General features: G+C 57.5%; 11 protein-coding genes. 8 read left to right on the forward strand and 3 right to left on the reverse strand.

What is annotated here, in order from left to right; genetic code table 11:
- Window positions 1-5: 5 nt before the first annotated feature.
- Window positions 6-746 (reverse strand): cytochrome c biogenesis CcdA family protein, encoded by a 741-nt coding sequence (locus LX81_RS17355; RefSeq protein ID WP_111538573.1) that lies wholly within the window; start codon window positions 744-746, stop codon window positions 6-8.
- 35 nt (window positions 747-781) lie between these two features.
- Here LX81_RS17355 and LX81_RS17360 point away from each other — a divergent pair, with 35 nt between their 5' ends.
- The 5 genes from LX81_RS17360 to LX81_RS17385 all read left to right on the forward strand — a co-directional run bounded on the left by LX81_RS17360 (window position 782) and on the right by LX81_RS17385 (window position 5,619).
- Complete coding sequence (locus LX81_RS17360) at window positions 782-1,168, forward strand: thioredoxin fold domain-containing protein (protein WP_234822672.1); 387 nt, start codon at window positions 782-784, stop codon at window positions 1,166-1,168.
- A gap of 103 nt (window positions 1,169-1,271) precedes the next feature.
- Entirely contained in the window at window positions 1,272-1,601 is a 330-nt protein-coding gene (locus LX81_RS17365; protein ID WP_234822673.1) for an ArsR/SmtB family transcription factor, read from the forward strand.
- Between the two features lie 21 nt (window positions 1,602-1,622).
- Entirely contained in the window at window positions 1,623-2,681 is a 1,059-nt protein-coding gene (locus LX81_RS17370) for a YeeE/YedE family protein (RefSeq protein WP_111538574.1), read from the forward strand.
- 929 nt (window positions 2,682-3,610) lie between these two features.
- On the forward strand, window positions 3,611-4,459 hold the full coding sequence (locus LX81_RS23375; protein WP_373280296.1) for a metallophosphoesterase family protein: 849 nt from the start codon (window positions 3,611-3,613) through the stop codon (window positions 4,457-4,459).
- Between the two features lie 587 nt (window positions 4,460-5,046).
- The gene (locus tag LX81_RS17385) at window positions 5,047-5,619 is read left to right on the forward strand and encodes a hypothetical protein (protein ID WP_111538577.1); all 573 of its coding nucleotides are present in this window, start codon (window positions 5,047-5,049) and stop codon (window positions 5,617-5,619) included.
- A 362-nt stretch (window positions 5,620-5,981) separates the two neighbouring features.
- Here the strand turns inward: LX81_RS17385 and LX81_RS21945 are convergent, their stop codons facing one another.
- A complete protein-coding gene (locus LX81_RS21945) occupies window positions 5,982-7,763 on the reverse strand; it encodes a restriction endonuclease subunit S (RefSeq protein ID WP_146259468.1) in 1,782 nt (593 codons plus the stop codon).
- Between the two features lie 658 nt (window positions 7,764-8,421).
- On the opposite strand from LX81_RS21945, the gene LX81_RS17390 reads away from it, so the two are divergent.
- From LX81_RS17390 to LX81_RS17400, 3 genes are read left to right on the forward strand one after another with little or no spacing between them, the layout of a single operon-like run.
- On the forward strand, window positions 8,422-9,186 hold the full coding sequence (locus tag LX81_RS17390) for a hypothetical protein (RefSeq protein WP_111538578.1): 765 nt from the start codon (window positions 8,422-8,424) through the stop codon (window positions 9,184-9,186).
- On the forward strand, window positions 9,183-11,405 hold the full coding sequence (locus LX81_RS17395; RefSeq protein ID WP_111538579.1) for a TnsB C-terminal domain-containing protein: 2,223 nt from the start codon (window positions 9,183-9,185) through the stop codon (window positions 11,403-11,405). Before LX81_RS17390 ends, LX81_RS17395 begins: the two co-directional genes overlap by 4 nt.
- The gene (locus tag LX81_RS17400) at window positions 11,402-12,415 is read left to right on the forward strand and encodes a TniB family NTP-binding protein (protein WP_111538580.1); all 1,014 of its coding nucleotides are present in this window, start codon (window positions 11,402-11,404) and stop codon (window positions 12,413-12,415) included. Before LX81_RS17395 ends, LX81_RS17400 begins: the two co-directional genes overlap by 4 nt.
- 345 nt (window positions 12,416-12,760) lie before the next feature.
- Here the strand turns inward: LX81_RS17400 and LX81_RS17405 are convergent, their stop codons facing one another.
- Window positions 12,761-14,614: a TniQ family protein gene (locus LX81_RS17405; RefSeq protein WP_111537489.1), complete on the reverse strand. Its 1,854-nt coding sequence runs from the start codon at window positions 14,612-14,614 to the stop codon at window positions 12,761-12,763.
- Window positions 14,615-14,705 lie beyond the last annotated feature (91 nt).

A 14,705-nucleotide genomic window follows, 5' to 3' on the forward strand; every position in this document is an offset into this window, starting at 1 on the left:
CTCCTTTAGCCGTAGCGACTGAAGATGGGAAATGTCTCGATCATCCACTGCGCGATGGCGTTGACCGAGTTCGTGGCGATGAGCAGGGCAAAAACGATGAGAAGCGTACCCATTACCTTCTCTATGATGCCCAGATGGCGGCGGAAGCGGCTCATGGCACGCGTGAAGGGTTGCACGAACGCTGCCGCGAGCACGAACGGCAACGTCATGCCAATCCCGTAGCCTAAGAGCAGGAGAGCGCCGCGACCTGCGCTTTCCGCACCTGCGGCCGTGAAAAGGATCGCGGCGAGCACGGGTCCAACACAGGGGGTCCAACCGAAGGCGAAGGCTAGACCGACGACGTAGGCACCGGCGAGCGACAGGTTCGACATGTCGCCCGGTTCGGCCCGGAACTGTCGGTAGAGCAAGGGGATGCGCACAATGCCAAGGAAGTGCAGCCCCATAATTCCAATGATTGCCGCCGCCACGTAGCGCAGAATGTCGAACCAGGATCGAAGCGCCTGACCGACCATTGAGGCAGATGCGCCGAGAGCGACGAAGACGGTAATGATCCCCGCGGCGAAGAAAAGCGCGCCTAGCACAGCTCGCGACCGCAAGGCGGCTGGAACCCTGCCGTCCGCTCCAACGGCCTGCAGCGATCCTCCGGCAAGATAGCCGAGGTAAAACGGAACCATCGGCAGAATGCAGGGCGAGAGGAAGGACAGTAGTCCTGCCAGCATCGCGCCGCCAAGCGTCACGTCAAACATCCATTCCTCCCTTTGATAGATAGAACATTTGGAATATGTACTTCGTCAAGTTCTTTGGCGGAGGAATGGCTTTGCGACCTTTCATATTGGTTCTTGCGACTGTTCTGCTGGCGGGTCCTCTCAACGCCCAAACTGCGCTCGTGATGGTCGAGCAGGATGGATGCGCCTGGTGCGCTAAATGGAATGCCGAGGTCGCACCGGGGTACGCGGAGAGTGTTGAGGGCAAGGTTGCGCCGCTCCGCAGGATCGATTTGCATCAGCCCGTTCCGGCAGAGTTGATGCTCGACAGCCCCCCGCGGGTGACGCCGACTTTCATCCTTGTCGAGAACGGCAACGAGGTAGGCCGGATTGAAGGGTATCCTGGGGAGAACTTCTTCTGGCCAATGCTGGACGCGCTCATGGATCGCAGGGAGAACCGCTAGCACCCAAGTGTGACGCGGGCCATGTTTGCCATGAGCGCATGGAACGATTAACGGTATCCCGTCCCGCTTGACGCAGCCTGCATGGAAATTCGGAGTTTTGATCTTGCCGCTGCCGGTCTTTCGCCAAGATACGACGGACGAGGAGTTCGATCGCATGGCGCAGAATGCGCGCGATGCAGCCGATTTTCTCAAGGTACTCAGCCATGAGAGCCGCCTGATGATTTTGTGCTATCTCGCGACCGGCGAAAAATCGGTGACGCAGCTCGAAGCCCTCTTGTCGGCACGCCAAGCGGCGGTCTCGCAGCAGCTGATGCGTTTGCGGCAGGAGAACCTCGTCACGACCCGCCGCGACGGGAAGGCAATCTACTATTCGTTGACCGATGACCGCACGCAGAAGATTATGGACGTCGTCTACGACCTGTTCTGCACCTGAGAGGTCGGGGCGGGAGGATACATGATTGCTCTAATCGGCGAGCCGGGGTTTGCCGCGTTGATCGGACTGATCAGCGGGATCGTCCTAGGACTCGCGGCACGTCTCGGTCGGTTCTGCACATTGGGCGCGATCGAAGATCAGCTCTACGGTAATGACTGCACACGGCTGCGCATGTGGGGCGTCGCCATCGGAAGCGCGATGGTGTTAAGTTTCGTCGCAATGGCGCTGGGTCTGGTGGACCCAACCGAAAGTTTTTATCTTTCCGAAACGTGGAGCCTTGCTGCAGCGATCCTGGGCGGTCTCGCCTTCGGCTACGGCATGGCGTTGGCCGGAAATTGTGGATACGGCGCGCTTGCCCGTGCCGGGGGCGGCGATCTGCGGTCACTCGTCATCGTCTTGGTGATGGGGCTCGCGGCTTACGCCACGTTGTCGGGGCCCCTCGCTGGTTTGCGCACTTCGCTGTTTCCACGAATGGAGGCTACGGCACCCCAGGGTATTGCGCATGTACTGGGGCCGTTAATCGGTATGCCGATATGGCTCGTCGGGTGTGTGATTGGCGTCGTGATCATAGCGGCATCGATCGTCGGACCTGTACACGGCGTAATTCGTCTTGGTGGGCTAATATGGGGAACGATCGTTGGGCTGGCCATTGCCTTCGCTTGGATCGCAACATCGTGGCTCAACCAAACCGGGTTCGACGAATTACCCGTTGTATCGCACACGTTTTCCGCCCCGATCGGGGAGTTCCTCCTCTATGTTATGACATCCTCCGGCGCGCATTTGTCGTTCGGCATTGGATCCGTGGCCGGCGTTGTAGCCGGCGCGTTTCTTGGATCCTTCGAACGGGGGCAATTCCGATGGGAAGCCTGCGATGATCCGCGAGAACTGCGGCGGCAGATAATGGGGGCTGTCTTGATGGGATGGGGTGCCGTGACGGCCTCCGGATGTTCGATCGGGCAGGGCCTCTCGGCTTTCTCATTCCTTGCGTTCAGCGCTCCGGTGACACTGATTGCAATCTGGATCGGCGCGGCCCTTGGCCTTCGGAAGCTAATGACGGGATATCTACTTCCGACGCTATGATAATCAGCACGAGAAAACGCTAGGCGCTCGTGGCTGGAATCGGTTTTAATGGTGTACCGCTTCCTACCTTGGATCGACGCTGACCCAAGTTCGCACCACATATGCTGTGGGGGGCGGTCGAACGGTTGCATCGTTATCGCCTAAACCACGAAGAAAGTCTGACGGTCTGCAAAGGGGACGACTGACTCAGGATAATCGGAATACGAGCGCCGATCCTGATCGAGGGGTTTCTAAGAGACATAAACGCTTCTGGCTGGATAGAGGAGCAGATCGAAGTCCGTTCGACCGCCTTTCTGCATCTCGCGTATCGCCTCGTCCGACAGCGGAGCGAGCCACCCCGTGTGACACCGTTTCTCGACATTTGCTCCCGTCAGCATGCAAGTCCGTCCCGTCACCTCCGTCAGGGCCGCCGTTATGTCGTTCAACTCTATGCCTGGAGCACAAACATAGAGGCGCGCCCCTCCAAATTTTTCCTTGAAGTCGAGGATACTCGCTTCCGTGCCCCGGTTCCTGGCAAGCCGATCGGCGATCGCGTCCGCTGCCGCTCGTGTCGCGCGCACCCATCCGCGGGGTGGAACGATCTGGCATGCTCCTGTGGCCCCCGCGGTTGTAAGAGTGGCATGGATGCCTTCAATTTCATGCCAGAATTCGTCTACTGATGCAGGCGTGCCTGGTGGTACATTTAGCATGTGAAGTCCCTTTGCTGGACATATCGGCTGCCCTCGCCACTCCCATCGCTTGCCAGCTAGCGATCCAAGCATAGCACGCAGCCGCAGGCGGAGGGGAGGAAAGGGCGGATATCCGATCGATCCGTGCCGAAACGCTGATAGCCACTGCAGGCGTTCGACCTGTCCTCCTTCATCGAGTACGGTGACGTGGATATAACCTTCTCGATCGCCGCGATGCATGTCAGCTTGCCTCCCCGGGTCATGCCGGGAAGCGTTCCGGACGGAACCGAAGTGTTCGCCGTCGGAGATATCCACGGCCGGGCGGATCTCCTGTCCGCTTGCCTTGATGAGATCGCTGAAACAGAGCGTGAACCAGGAACAGAGCGGGTCATCGTCCTTCTCGGGGATCTGATTGATCGCGGTCCCGACAGTCTCAGGGCTATCCGGCTCGCGCTTGATACCGATGCCCTGACCCGAGCCGATCGCTTCGTCCTGCTTCCCGGCAATCACGAGCTGATGTTGCTCGACGTTCTTGACGGTGTCGATCCCGCACTCTGGATCGGCAATGGCGGGGCGACCTTGATGGACGAAATCGAGGGCGAATGGCGCAGGAGGCCATGGAGCGATAGCCTCCGTTTGTTGAACGACAGACTGCCGGACGGGTTCGCGGACATGGTTCGCGCCGCGCCGTCCAACACCCGGATCGGAGACTTTGTGTTTGTCCATGCCGGTCTCGATCCGGAGGTTGATGATGCTGTACATCTCGACCGTCGCCGCCCGGTCGACGACCGGCACTGGGCGTGGATCCGTCACGAGTTCCTGACATGGCAGGGTGGTTGGGACGTGGAATCCGAGACAGGTGCCCGAGCGGTTGGACGGACCATCGTTGTGCATGGGCATACACCGGCCTTGCGGGGGCGGCTAACGGGCAATCCGGGCGAACTGGCGCCGCTTGACGGTGTCGATACGCATTGTGCCGTTTGTCTCGATGCCGGGGCGGCTTATCGCCCCCAGGTCGGGTGGGCCCGGTTCTGGCGAGATGGCGAGACGACCCTGATGCAGATCCACGCCACGTACGACGCACAGCTGGACGCGGGCTGGCTTCCCTGAAGGCAGCCCTCGCCAGAACGGAGCTTTTTGTCCGGCGGTCGGATTGGCAGCCTGCAGCGCGTCAATCCACTATTGATCCATGAGCGAATATGGATGACCCGTCATGACATCGCCGTAACTAGTAGCAGGTGACCGCCGTTCGGTGCGTCATCACCACCGCAGCATCGCGCTGCATGAACACGCCAACGGCCTCACCCCCGCCGCTGTGCGCACGGTGAAACGCTGGAGCGTCCTAGGCTCCCCATAGAACCGAATGACATGCCTCGCGGTCCCGTAGCCGGCGTGAATGCGGTCCTTCCTGATGCGGGCAAGGGTGGCCTGCAAGCAACTTCAATCCGAACCTTTTGCGAAAACAGGAACCCCTCTCTCTTTTTAGAGCGAGCTCTCCATAGATTTTCCGCATTCGCATAAACCTGTTAGTCAAATCCGGATATATTTTTCGCATAATATTAAAGTGCACTATGCAATTTAATATTCAACGTTTCACCTTCGGGAATTTAGTGTATTCATCGTCGCGATGGGGATTATCCTGATAAACAGAGACGCGATTCGTTTACCCGGGTCGGGTCAAGAAGAAGGGATTCCAGATGTCTGCGGATCGGATTGATTATATCCTGACCTTGATCGAGGAGGCGATCGAACGGGAACAAAACGGGATGCGAGACCGGTCTCGGGCAGAGGGAGAAATTGCTGAGTTGATCCGCAACGAAGACAACGATGCGCGGGACCTCGACAATTTGACCCATGCGCTGGAACGACGACGCGCGTCCACCGACTTTGATGTGCCGCATGTCGTCGACTATCTGCAAGGTAGCCTCGACAAGGTGATCCTCCGCGGAGACAGCGAACGAAAATGGTGGCTGAGCGAGCGTGATCGGATGACCTACCGGATCATCATAGTTGCATTCGGAGCGACCGCGTTTTTCGGGATCTTGTCACCCTACATGTCGTCGGACGGAATCGTCGGACTTTTCGCTTGCGCCTTGAGCGGGCTCTGCCTGCTGGGGATGGCCATTTATCCGTTCCGTGCGTTTCCCGCACGGGCGCGCGCTCAGCAGCATTCGGATGCGCTTGGCGCGTTTATCACGTCCGCCCGGACCCTCAAGCTTCGCCTCGCCAGTATTACCTCGATCAAGGGTGATAAAACCGCGGCAGGTTGAACGGAACGCGCTAGAGTGGACCAGAACTTTCAATAATTAGGTTTGGTCCATGAAACAGAACAGGAACGATTTATCCGCAATATCGCAAAGTTTCTTGCTGGTTGATCAGATGTCCTATAAGAACTCCTTTAGATCTAGAGGATCGCCTCTTCAACGTCGCCGCTGCGATAAGCGACCGAGATAACGCCAGTGTGACATGAACAGCGTGGCTATAAACTCCGGGCTACATAGCGTTCAGATTTCAGGGATAGAATGCACCTTCGCTGTTGTGATAGAATTATAAAGAGAATCGCGCAAACTGGTGGGGCCGTAATAGACGAATGACAAGGCCTATTTAATTCCTGCGATTTATGCCGAGTTCTCTATTTATCACTGGTCAGCTTGCAGACCTTCGCTAAACCGTCATCCAGCTGCTGATCCAGTTCGCGTCTAGCTAAAAGATTGTTTCGTAGCGTATCAAACTCCGCAAGTATTGCGGTGCGAGCTGCAGCCATCTCCTCTCCACTTCTTGTGTCGGTCAACGTTCCAATTTTATAAAGGCCTTCAGGCAAGGCGAGTCTTTCGATCTCTTCTAATGGAATCGTGGGGCTGCGAGGATTGGTTGCGATGTCTCTCCAGTGATTTCGAAGTAAAGGGGTGAGAAGATACATGAATAGGAGGCGAGGGTCACATGAAGGACGACCTGCTTCAGCAGCTGTCCGGCGCTTGGCTCGGATAATTACCAGGGACTGAGAAGCCCACCAGTCGTGACGTTCCTCGCTTGCCGCCCTCATCGGGATATGTCCCACCCGTCCAACCGGACCCTTCAGCGCTAGCACGATGTCATTCACCCGTAGCTTTTGCTCTTCGAGCCTGACAAAGATGCCTTCGCGCACGGATATCTTCCGGGAAGTCCCCAAGATCTCGCCGTAATCGGAGATGTCGCTTGGGGTGACCTCTGTCACTCTCTCTTCGCCCCATTGTTCGCCGCGGGTCGTCTTGGGTCTGATCACGTCGAAGACGTCGCTGAGCCGAACTCGCTCCGGCTCCCTCCCCCTTGAAATTATCTTTGCAATCGAACCTCCGCGAAGAGGGCCTGTCGAAAGAAACCTGACAGGTGCCAAGGATCCATTCGCCGCGCGCACTTCATCATAGGATACTTGCTGAACCGCTCCGCGCCGCTCGCGTATGGTCGGTGTCCATTCAGGCCAAGTAGAAAGCAAATCTGACCTTCTCACAACAAAGGATGCATTGGGATGATCATCCGTATCTAGGTCGAGAATGAACCGACTATCAGGTTGGCGGTTTGCCGGTGCTAAAGGCAGTTCGGTGATATGCTTGATTCGTCTGGCCTCTACCAATTCTGACCGAACAGTGTGATTTGACCTTCTGCGACCGGCCAGCACATTTTCCGACACCACAATGCGAGCGGAAGCGGACTGTTGACTTAGATACCTCAGCATGACGCTTTCGACGTCAAGGCGCCCACGGGCGAGCGATTGAGGGACGCGCATCGCAAGGACGCTTGCCTTCAAATGATCCATGTCTTGCAGCTGCTGTTTGTTCGGAGGGAACGAGATTTCGATATCAGGGTCGTCTGTAGATGGTTCATCTTCTTCGAACGGGACACTCCGTTCCCAAGGAGGTCCAGTGTCGACATAGACTCTGAGGTCCAGGAAACGAGTTGCAAACGCCATTAGCCGGACATCTTCGCCAATACCCGCATATCTTACCGGATAATCAGGTGTCCGGTGTGGTGGGAGGTTGAGTGCAGCAAGGTCACGGGCATGTAAGAGGCACGGGTGAATGGCCGGTTCGAAGGAAAACCGTGTGACCTTATCCAAAGAGATCGGACTGACGAACTTCTTGGCAACGTTTCGATCCGGCCACGATGACGTGACGCCATCGTCGCTGGCGAGGGAGATGAGGTCGCAAGCATATTCAAACTGATTATCCCAGCTCTGCCCGTCGAGAAATACGGCGCCGTCGGTCAACACCCCCGGTGTCTTGCTTGCGAATTTTTCAACACCGAGCCGAATATCCGTGTTCTCCACGAAGATGCGCGACAGCTGATCACATCGACGGAGAAGGCCGATCCGGAAGAGCCCGGCGAGCCCGGCAAAAGTAAGCAGCCCGGCTTCGCGGAGGATACCTTCCAAATTCATGTTATCCCCCAGCTCGCTTTTCGGGAGATCATCTTAGACTATGCCGAAGACTAAAAGCCCAGAGTTCACAGTGGACTGTCCAACATCGTCTATCAGGTGCTGATAGAGGTATTTTCAAGTTGTACAACTCACTGGCGAGCCATGCCCGATCTCATTACGTTGGTGAGAGACGAGGAGGGGTGCCGATGGCCGGATCGTGCAGCGGGGGACGAAAATCGTGATCGATCCACGGGACAGCATGATGATCCAAACGTCGGGAAAGCAGTTACGAGCAACAATTTTCGCACTTAAAATCAGTGACTTGACTCAAATCTTCTCATGGGGAATGTCATCAGCCATTCTAGAATCACCACCCGACGCCTCGATGGTGCGGAAGGGAAACAGGAGACATAGCGACGGCGCATGTTCAGGGCACTCAAAAAGGTTCCGTCTCGGACCTATCTCTTGAGTTCGCATCCTGAAGCCAACTGATCCGCTGGCGTACGCCAAGCCCTCGGGAAGCCAGGGGTAATCACCCGGCGTTGCAGCATTCTGCGGCGGCCGTCCTTTGGTGTCCTGATCGAGCATTCACAATTCCGGCTTGGTCACCGGAGATTCCCAAAATGCTGAACACAAATGCGCGCCGTGTGCCGTCGGTCGCGAACAGGAGAGGCATGTCATGTCTACCACGACTTCGAGCGACGCGACCCATCTTTTCGTTGATCCTCCGCACGTGGCCGCTGGAACGTTGACTTTCCCGCCGCTTGCAGACCCTGACGAGCCGCACCGCATTGTTCGATCACACTTGTTGAAGATCGATCTCGGCAAGTCGAGCAGTTCATGCAAGGCTGCCCTCATTACTCGGCTGCATCGAACGACTGCAATGCAGGAATTCTGGTGTGCATCGTTCGAGGAGTCGCAGGTCTATCTAAATCTTGCTGCCCACCCCGACGTGGTAAATTTCAGGGAGCAGTCAACAAGGGTGGAATTTCTCAAGGCAGATGGCTCTGCATCGCACACCGTCGTCGATGCACATGCGCTTCTCCGCAATGGTTCCGAAGTCCTGTTCTCGGTAAAATATGAGGGGAAAGCAAAGCGCGCTTCGTATCTCGAGGAAGTCGAAAGCATCGCCCGACAGTGTTCGCGCAACATCGCAGATCGTTTCGTTGTGGTCTCCCGATACAGCTTTCATTCCGTGTTTCGGGAATGCGCCCTAAAGATTCACATCGCACGCAGGGGCTGGGATCCGGAAGCCGATCAGATCGTTCTCGGGGCAGCGCATGACTTGGGTGCAAGCTTTTCTCTGCAGGAACTCCTCGATCGCTCGGGCTTGGGAGGACGCGGTTACAGGGCGGCTGTTCGCCTTATCGGTGACGGAGATATTGGTAAGCACCCTCTCGATCCCATTGCGTACGACACGCGGCTTCGGGGAGTCAAAGCATGACGTATTTCGACAAGATCACGAAATCGGACCTGGTCACGTTTGAAGGCCGGAGGGTCGATAAAATCACGCCGATCCAGGACAAGATGAGCAAGGAGCTTACCCATTTTCGGTTCGCGGTCGTCGAGGACGACGGCAATGTCGAGCTCCGTAAGGTCCGTATCGAAGCCATCCCTCACCTTATCGAGAACGAAACTGTTGTGATCGATCACGGCTACTTCAGCCGGCAGCGGCAGACGGATCGGGCGCTTTACGGAAGCCGAGAGTTGTGCGGCGCGAGCCGACAACAGCGGGAGAATGTGGACGAGATTATCTTCACTTGTTCTCTGATGCAGCGATTTCGGAATATGGGCATGAAACTGACACGCAGCGGTGTGGAAGATTTCCGCCTTCTGATGGATGTCGAATACCAAGCTTACCAGTCACGTAAGAACTACGGCACGGAAAAGCCGAACTCAAAGCAGAGACTGAAACCACTGCCCTCAGCCGACACGCTGCTCGTACGGTTCCGAACGTACCGAAACTCACAGGGGGACCCCAACGCGTTCTTGGTTCCCCGTGCCGAACCATTCGATGCCGGCCTTCAGGCAAGCGCTGATTTCTGCTTCATCGTTGAGCGTCTTGGCGGCTATGCAAGTGCGACGCGTCCATCAAAAGCGTACGTGATAGAGGAGCTCAACAAAGATCTCGAGAAGCACAACGAATATCGGCTTGAGAACAATCTTGATCCGATCGAGATCCTTAGCCATCGAACTTACGAACGCTGGATCGATAATTACCTCGATCCGTATCTGGTATGCCTGCAGCGTGAAGGGCTCTCAGCCGCAAGGAAGAAGTTCGACTCCTTTGAGGATGGTCGAATTGCCACGGTTCCCGGGCAGATCGTATCGGCTGATGCGTGGCAATTCCATGTGGTGACGCTCGACACGACCCGAGAGAAGTACAACCGGATGACGGAGGAAGAGCGTAAGAAGGTAAAGCGAGTCCGTCGCTGGGTTGTCGTGATCATTGATCTCGCGACCCGCTGTATCCTGGGGTTCTCGATCTGCCGTGCGCCCAACGAGCAGGCATCACTGGAAGCTTTGAGAATGGTTTTTATGGACAAGACTTATCTTTTCAGGGACGCCGGTATCGCAAAGTCGTTCTGGGATTATCGCTGCGCAATCATTGAAATGGTCAATGATAGTGGCTCGGAATTCGGTAAGACCCCATTTGGAGGTGCGTTGTTTGCGCAGGGTGTCCGGACGGTTTCGGGAACCTTGATGAACACTGTAGCCGGCATTGCAAATCTCCGGGGCCACATCGAGCGGTACTTCTGGACGCTGGACCTCAAACTGGCGCGTTTCCTGCCTGGCTATACCGCGAACAACCCCCAGCGTCGGAACGACCGTAAACCGGGGGAAGAAGCCTGTATCACTGATGATGAACTGCACATCATCTTCGTCAGCTTCGTGGCGGAATATCACAATACGCCGCATCGGGGTCTGCATTTCCGTACGCCGTCCGCGGTCTGGGAGGAACTGACCAGGGGTCACGATTTTGACATTACGCAGATGCCGTCGCCGAGCCAGCTCCGGGAGGCCTGTGGTTTTTATGGGCAAGCGACTGTAAGCGCGACCGGGATTAAAGTCGCGGGAGCCGAATACTCGAATGAGATCATCCGGCTTGAGCGCCGGGCGCGGGTCGTCGACCGCATTGCCGCTCCGGGCAGGAAGGTGGAAATCAAGATCGATCCCTTCGACATGGGTTCCATCTCCGTGTTGGCGAACGGAGAGATGGTTTCCGTCCCGTGCCGCGATCCAATGATGCGGGGGAAGACTTTGCGCGAATGGCAGTCGGAACGTCTGTTCCGCAAACGGCAAGCTGAGGCGGAAGCTTCGATGCGGAAAGGCGCCCGGGACGAAGCCAGTGATCGGTGGCGGGACCTTGCGAAGTCGATCGCTCGAAGCGCCGATGTCGGAATCCATGGTTATACTCAAGCAGAAATCGATCGCATCTTCCGGGAGCGCGACTTCGGTAAGGGAGGTCACAAGGAGCCATACATTGATCCTGACGAGTACATCGATCCGGTCTACGGCGGCTTCGAAACCGAGCAAGATGTATTCGACGAGACCGGAGATGTCGAAGAGGAGTATGAGGGCGATGGACCAAACAGCATGGATCGGTTCCGCTCACGCTCGAGAGCACGGAAAACCAACCAAAATCGGAAACTCAAGAAATGACGATCTCCGACCAGGATTTGGCGGCCTTCCATCAGTACGGTAGGACTGCAGCTAAACTGGTTTCGCTCGAAAGGCGGTTTGTGAAGACCGATGCCTACCGAGAATTCCGGAAGCGGGTGATCAGTGTTCTCGAAGCGCGAGAAGCGCGCCTTAAGGCGGGTAAAATGGAGCAAAAGGGGGCAGCGTTGATCGGGCCTGCGGGATCGGGAAAATCCCGGATCGCGGAAGAGGTGATCGCGGAGTATCACGCTTTGGCAGAGGCAAGCGGTGGACGCGAATTCGGATTCCGGATCGTCAGCGTCATTGTTCCCGGCCGGGCAACCGTAAAGGAGACCTTGAAGGAAATTCTCCGCGCGCTCGGATACCCGGTGAAGACGTCTCGCGACGAGGATTACCTGACACAGCTTCTCGTTCATCAACTTAAAATGCAACGGATTGCGGGCATCCACCTCGATGAGGTTCAGGATAGCGGGCGATTCAAAACAAGCGACAGCATCGAGGCATTCTCAAAGCGTTTCCGGAACCTCACACAGGACAAGGAGTGGCCAATCTGCCTGATCATGACGTCCACACTGGAGGGCAGGGCGATGATCAACCATGATCCTACTCTGACGAGACGCCTCCGTCCGATGGAGCTGAAACCGATGACCTATAAGACCGACGGTCTCTTGCTACGCTCGTCGGTGGAGGACCTCCTGATCGATGCTAGTCTTGATCACGATGGGCTCCTTGAGCAGAACGAGTTCATCAAGATCCTGATTCATGCGTCGGCAGCTAGGTTTGGCGTTGCCCTGGAGATCGCGATTGAGGCAATCGGAGAGTGCCTCGAAGACGGCAGCGATGTAATCGATATGGGGCACTTTGCTGACGCCTATTCATTGCGAACCGATTCCGATGAAGAACTGAATCCGTTCGTAGTGGAAAACTGGAGCACGGTTGATACCGGTAAAGTTCTACAAAGATATGAGGAAGAATACCGACACCGGCGGCGGCGTTCAAAGCATTCGTGACTGCCCAAAAAATCTATTGGTCAAACCGCCCTTCGGGGCGGTTTTTTTATGGACGGTTGTGAGCCTGAAAACTTTGAGACGGATATTGCGTGTCGCAGTACGGATTTGAGACGTCGCAATACGGTTTTACGTCTGTCGGTTGAATGTATAAGGTATTGAAAACATTGATATCGATAAATAGCGAGAACGGAGTTTAGATGTCGGATATCACTGTGACGTCCGACAACGGTTCTCCGTTTTTACGACAAAAGACGGATTTGAGTGCGATGGACCTGACGCTAATCTCGCCGCGTTCGACCTTGCGGACCTGCGGTTCCCGGCGGGCATCTTACCGCCTACATTCCCTCAAGGTCGCAGGGATAGCGCCCGTTCGACATCTGCCCGGAGATAGACCGGACCGTAATCCTCGCCGGCGGGTCGGAAACGCTCGACACCGCGTTTCTCGATCAAGGAGTTCGCGGAGTTCCGGTGCAGACCGGTTTCGCGGATGATCGTGGAGATCGTCATGAACTTTGCATGGAATGCCGCAGCGTCTTCCTCCGTAATATAGACATGTACGCGGTGCGTCCTCGGGTTCGGGAGCGGCGTGCCCGGTGTATGACCATCATCCACGAGCCTTTGGAAATCAGCCCGGTTCCGCAATCCGATCGATCGGCCGAACTCGCCCGCGCTTGGAAACTCCGGTCTTTGTCGCCGAGACCGGTGGTCCTTCAGGACGTCGACGTCGTTCCTGCAAACGAAGATACCGGCATACCCTGCAAGATCGGGTCGATGCCCGACCCGCAATCGCTTCTCCTCGATCGCCTCGACAATCCTTCGCAGATCGACGCCAGTCCGGATCCGCGCGCGGTTGATATGCTCCCAGTCTCGATCGGCCGGATCGATCCGGGTCGCACCGGCGCGTAGAAGGTCGAGGAGGCGCGCCCCGTCCGACAGCCGCCACGGGAACTTGACCGTCGAAATGTCGATGCGTGGCACGAGAAGGCCGGCGTCGACGAGGGCCCGGAACTGTGGCAGTGTTGCGCTGATGGCGCGGCGCATCTCCTTCGGCCCGACGAGCGTCGGGATCTCGGCCAGCAGATCGGCGTAGGCCGCGGCGTCGAACGTTTTCCGGGTATCGGGCCGGTCGTCATCCGGCGCGATCGCGCCATGCCGGACGAGGAACTGCTCGAGGAACTGTGACCCCACGCCGATCTCGCGGGCGGCGGATCGCAGGGAATGAAGCCGCCGGACCTCGAGCCGTTCGCCGAGCACGTCATCGCCGGCTGCCATCGGCCAGGTCGCGAGGATCCTGTCGCGCATGAGGGCCCGGAACGGTGCGAAGTCCGGGTCGTCCCGCAGGTCGGTCGACAGTCGATGGTATAGCGGTTTGAAGGTCTTGTTTGGCAGGTCATTGTAGTGATCGGTGTTCGCCGCGAGGTGAGCGAGCGCATTCGCGATAGCGGTTTCGCCACCACGCGCCACCTGGAAGCCGAGATCGTGGGCGATCCATTGCGCTTCCGTTTCCTCTGTATCCACGTGATCGCCCAGGCGTAGCAGCGCCTGGCCCAGCAGATGGCAGAAGGTCGTTCCCGCGTAGAGCGGATGGCCAGCGAGCCACGTCCCGTCGTCCCCCGTGGCCAGCCGCGCGTCGAGCCAGAGATCGTAGGCGGTCGGCGTCCGCCGTCGACGATCCAGGGCACCGGACCGGATGTCGCCTTCGATCTCGGCCAGGCGCGCGACCGTGTCGAAGCGCTCCGGCACAGGACCGCGCTGCCATAGCGGGATCAACGGATGATCGTGGGCGACACAGGTCATCGCATGGCGCAGCTGCCAATGACCACGCATCGCCATGGCCTCGACGGCCCGGCCGTCATGGGCGTCCGCGTCCTCCCGCAGGCAGATCGGACATCCTCGAACCTGCGGGTTCCGCAATGCGCGGGACACGAAGACCTCACTTCGGAAAGTCGTCCGTACGTCCCCGATAGCTGTCCCCGTCCACGAGACGAGGTCGGCCATCCGGTCGTCATCGAGACCGCCCAGTCGGGCGATGCTGTCCAGCACCGCGGGGTCGAGAAGCAGGACAGCCCTGAAGGTGAAACCCATGTCCTGCGCGAACTCCATCACTGAGGTGAAGTTCTTCGCGGCCATGCGTGACACGAAGGAGGGCAACGTCTCGCGGGGAACCGGGACGGGGCGCAGGGGCAGGGCGGACATCATGGACCCTGTCTACGAACGATGCCTCATCGCGCCAAGATTGTTCGGCGACGGGATACCGTTCGCCGGCTGTTCACGCGGCAACGTTTCCCGT

Origin of the sequence: Palleronia aestuarii (assembly GCF_003253995.1) — a bacterium.
GTDB classification, from domain to species: domain Bacteria; phylum Pseudomonadota; class Alphaproteobacteria; order Rhodobacterales; family Rhodobacteraceae; genus Palleronia; species Palleronia aestuarii.

What these genes read in the sequence shown, in the direction of transcription:
- LX81_RS17405 (WP_111537489.1), bottom strand. Translation starts at nt 14,614, where the DNA reads ATGATGTCCGCCCTGCCCCTGCGCCCCGTCCCGGTTCCCCGCGAGACG.
- LX81_RS17370 (WP_111538574.1), top strand. Translation starts at nt 1,623, where the DNA reads ATGATTGCTCTAATCGGCGAGCCGGGGTTTGCCGCGTTGATCGGACTG.
- LX81_RS17400 (WP_111538580.1), top strand. Translation starts at nt 11,402, where the DNA reads ATGACGATCTCCGACCAGGATTTGGCGGCCTTCCATCAGTACGGTAGG.
- LX81_RS17385 (WP_111538577.1), top strand. Translation starts at nt 5,047, where the DNA reads ATGTCTGCGGATCGGATTGATTATATCCTGACCTTGATCGAGGAGGCG.
- LX81_RS17390 (WP_111538578.1), top strand. Translation starts at nt 8,422, where the DNA reads ATGTCTACCACGACTTCGAGCGACGCGACCCATCTTTTCGTTGATCCT.
- LX81_RS21945 (WP_146259468.1), bottom strand. Translation starts at nt 7,763, where the DNA reads ATGAATTTGGAAGGTATCCTCCGCGAAGCCGGGCTGCTTACTTTTGCC.
- LX81_RS17360 (WP_234822672.1), top strand. Translation starts at nt 782, where the DNA reads ATGTACTTCGTCAAGTTCTTTGGCGGAGGAATGGCTTTGCGACCTTTC.
- LX81_RS17395 (WP_111538579.1), top strand. Translation starts at nt 9,183, where the DNA reads ATGACGTATTTCGACAAGATCACGAAATCGGACCTGGTCACGTTTGAA.
- LX81_RS23375 (WP_373280296.1), top strand. Translation starts at nt 3,611, where the DNA reads ATGCCGGGAAGCGTTCCGGACGGAACCGAAGTGTTCGCCGTCGGAGAT.
- LX81_RS17355 (WP_111538573.1), bottom strand. Translation starts at nt 746, where the DNA reads ATGTTTGACGTGACGCTTGGCGGCGCGATGCTGGCAGGACTACTGTCC.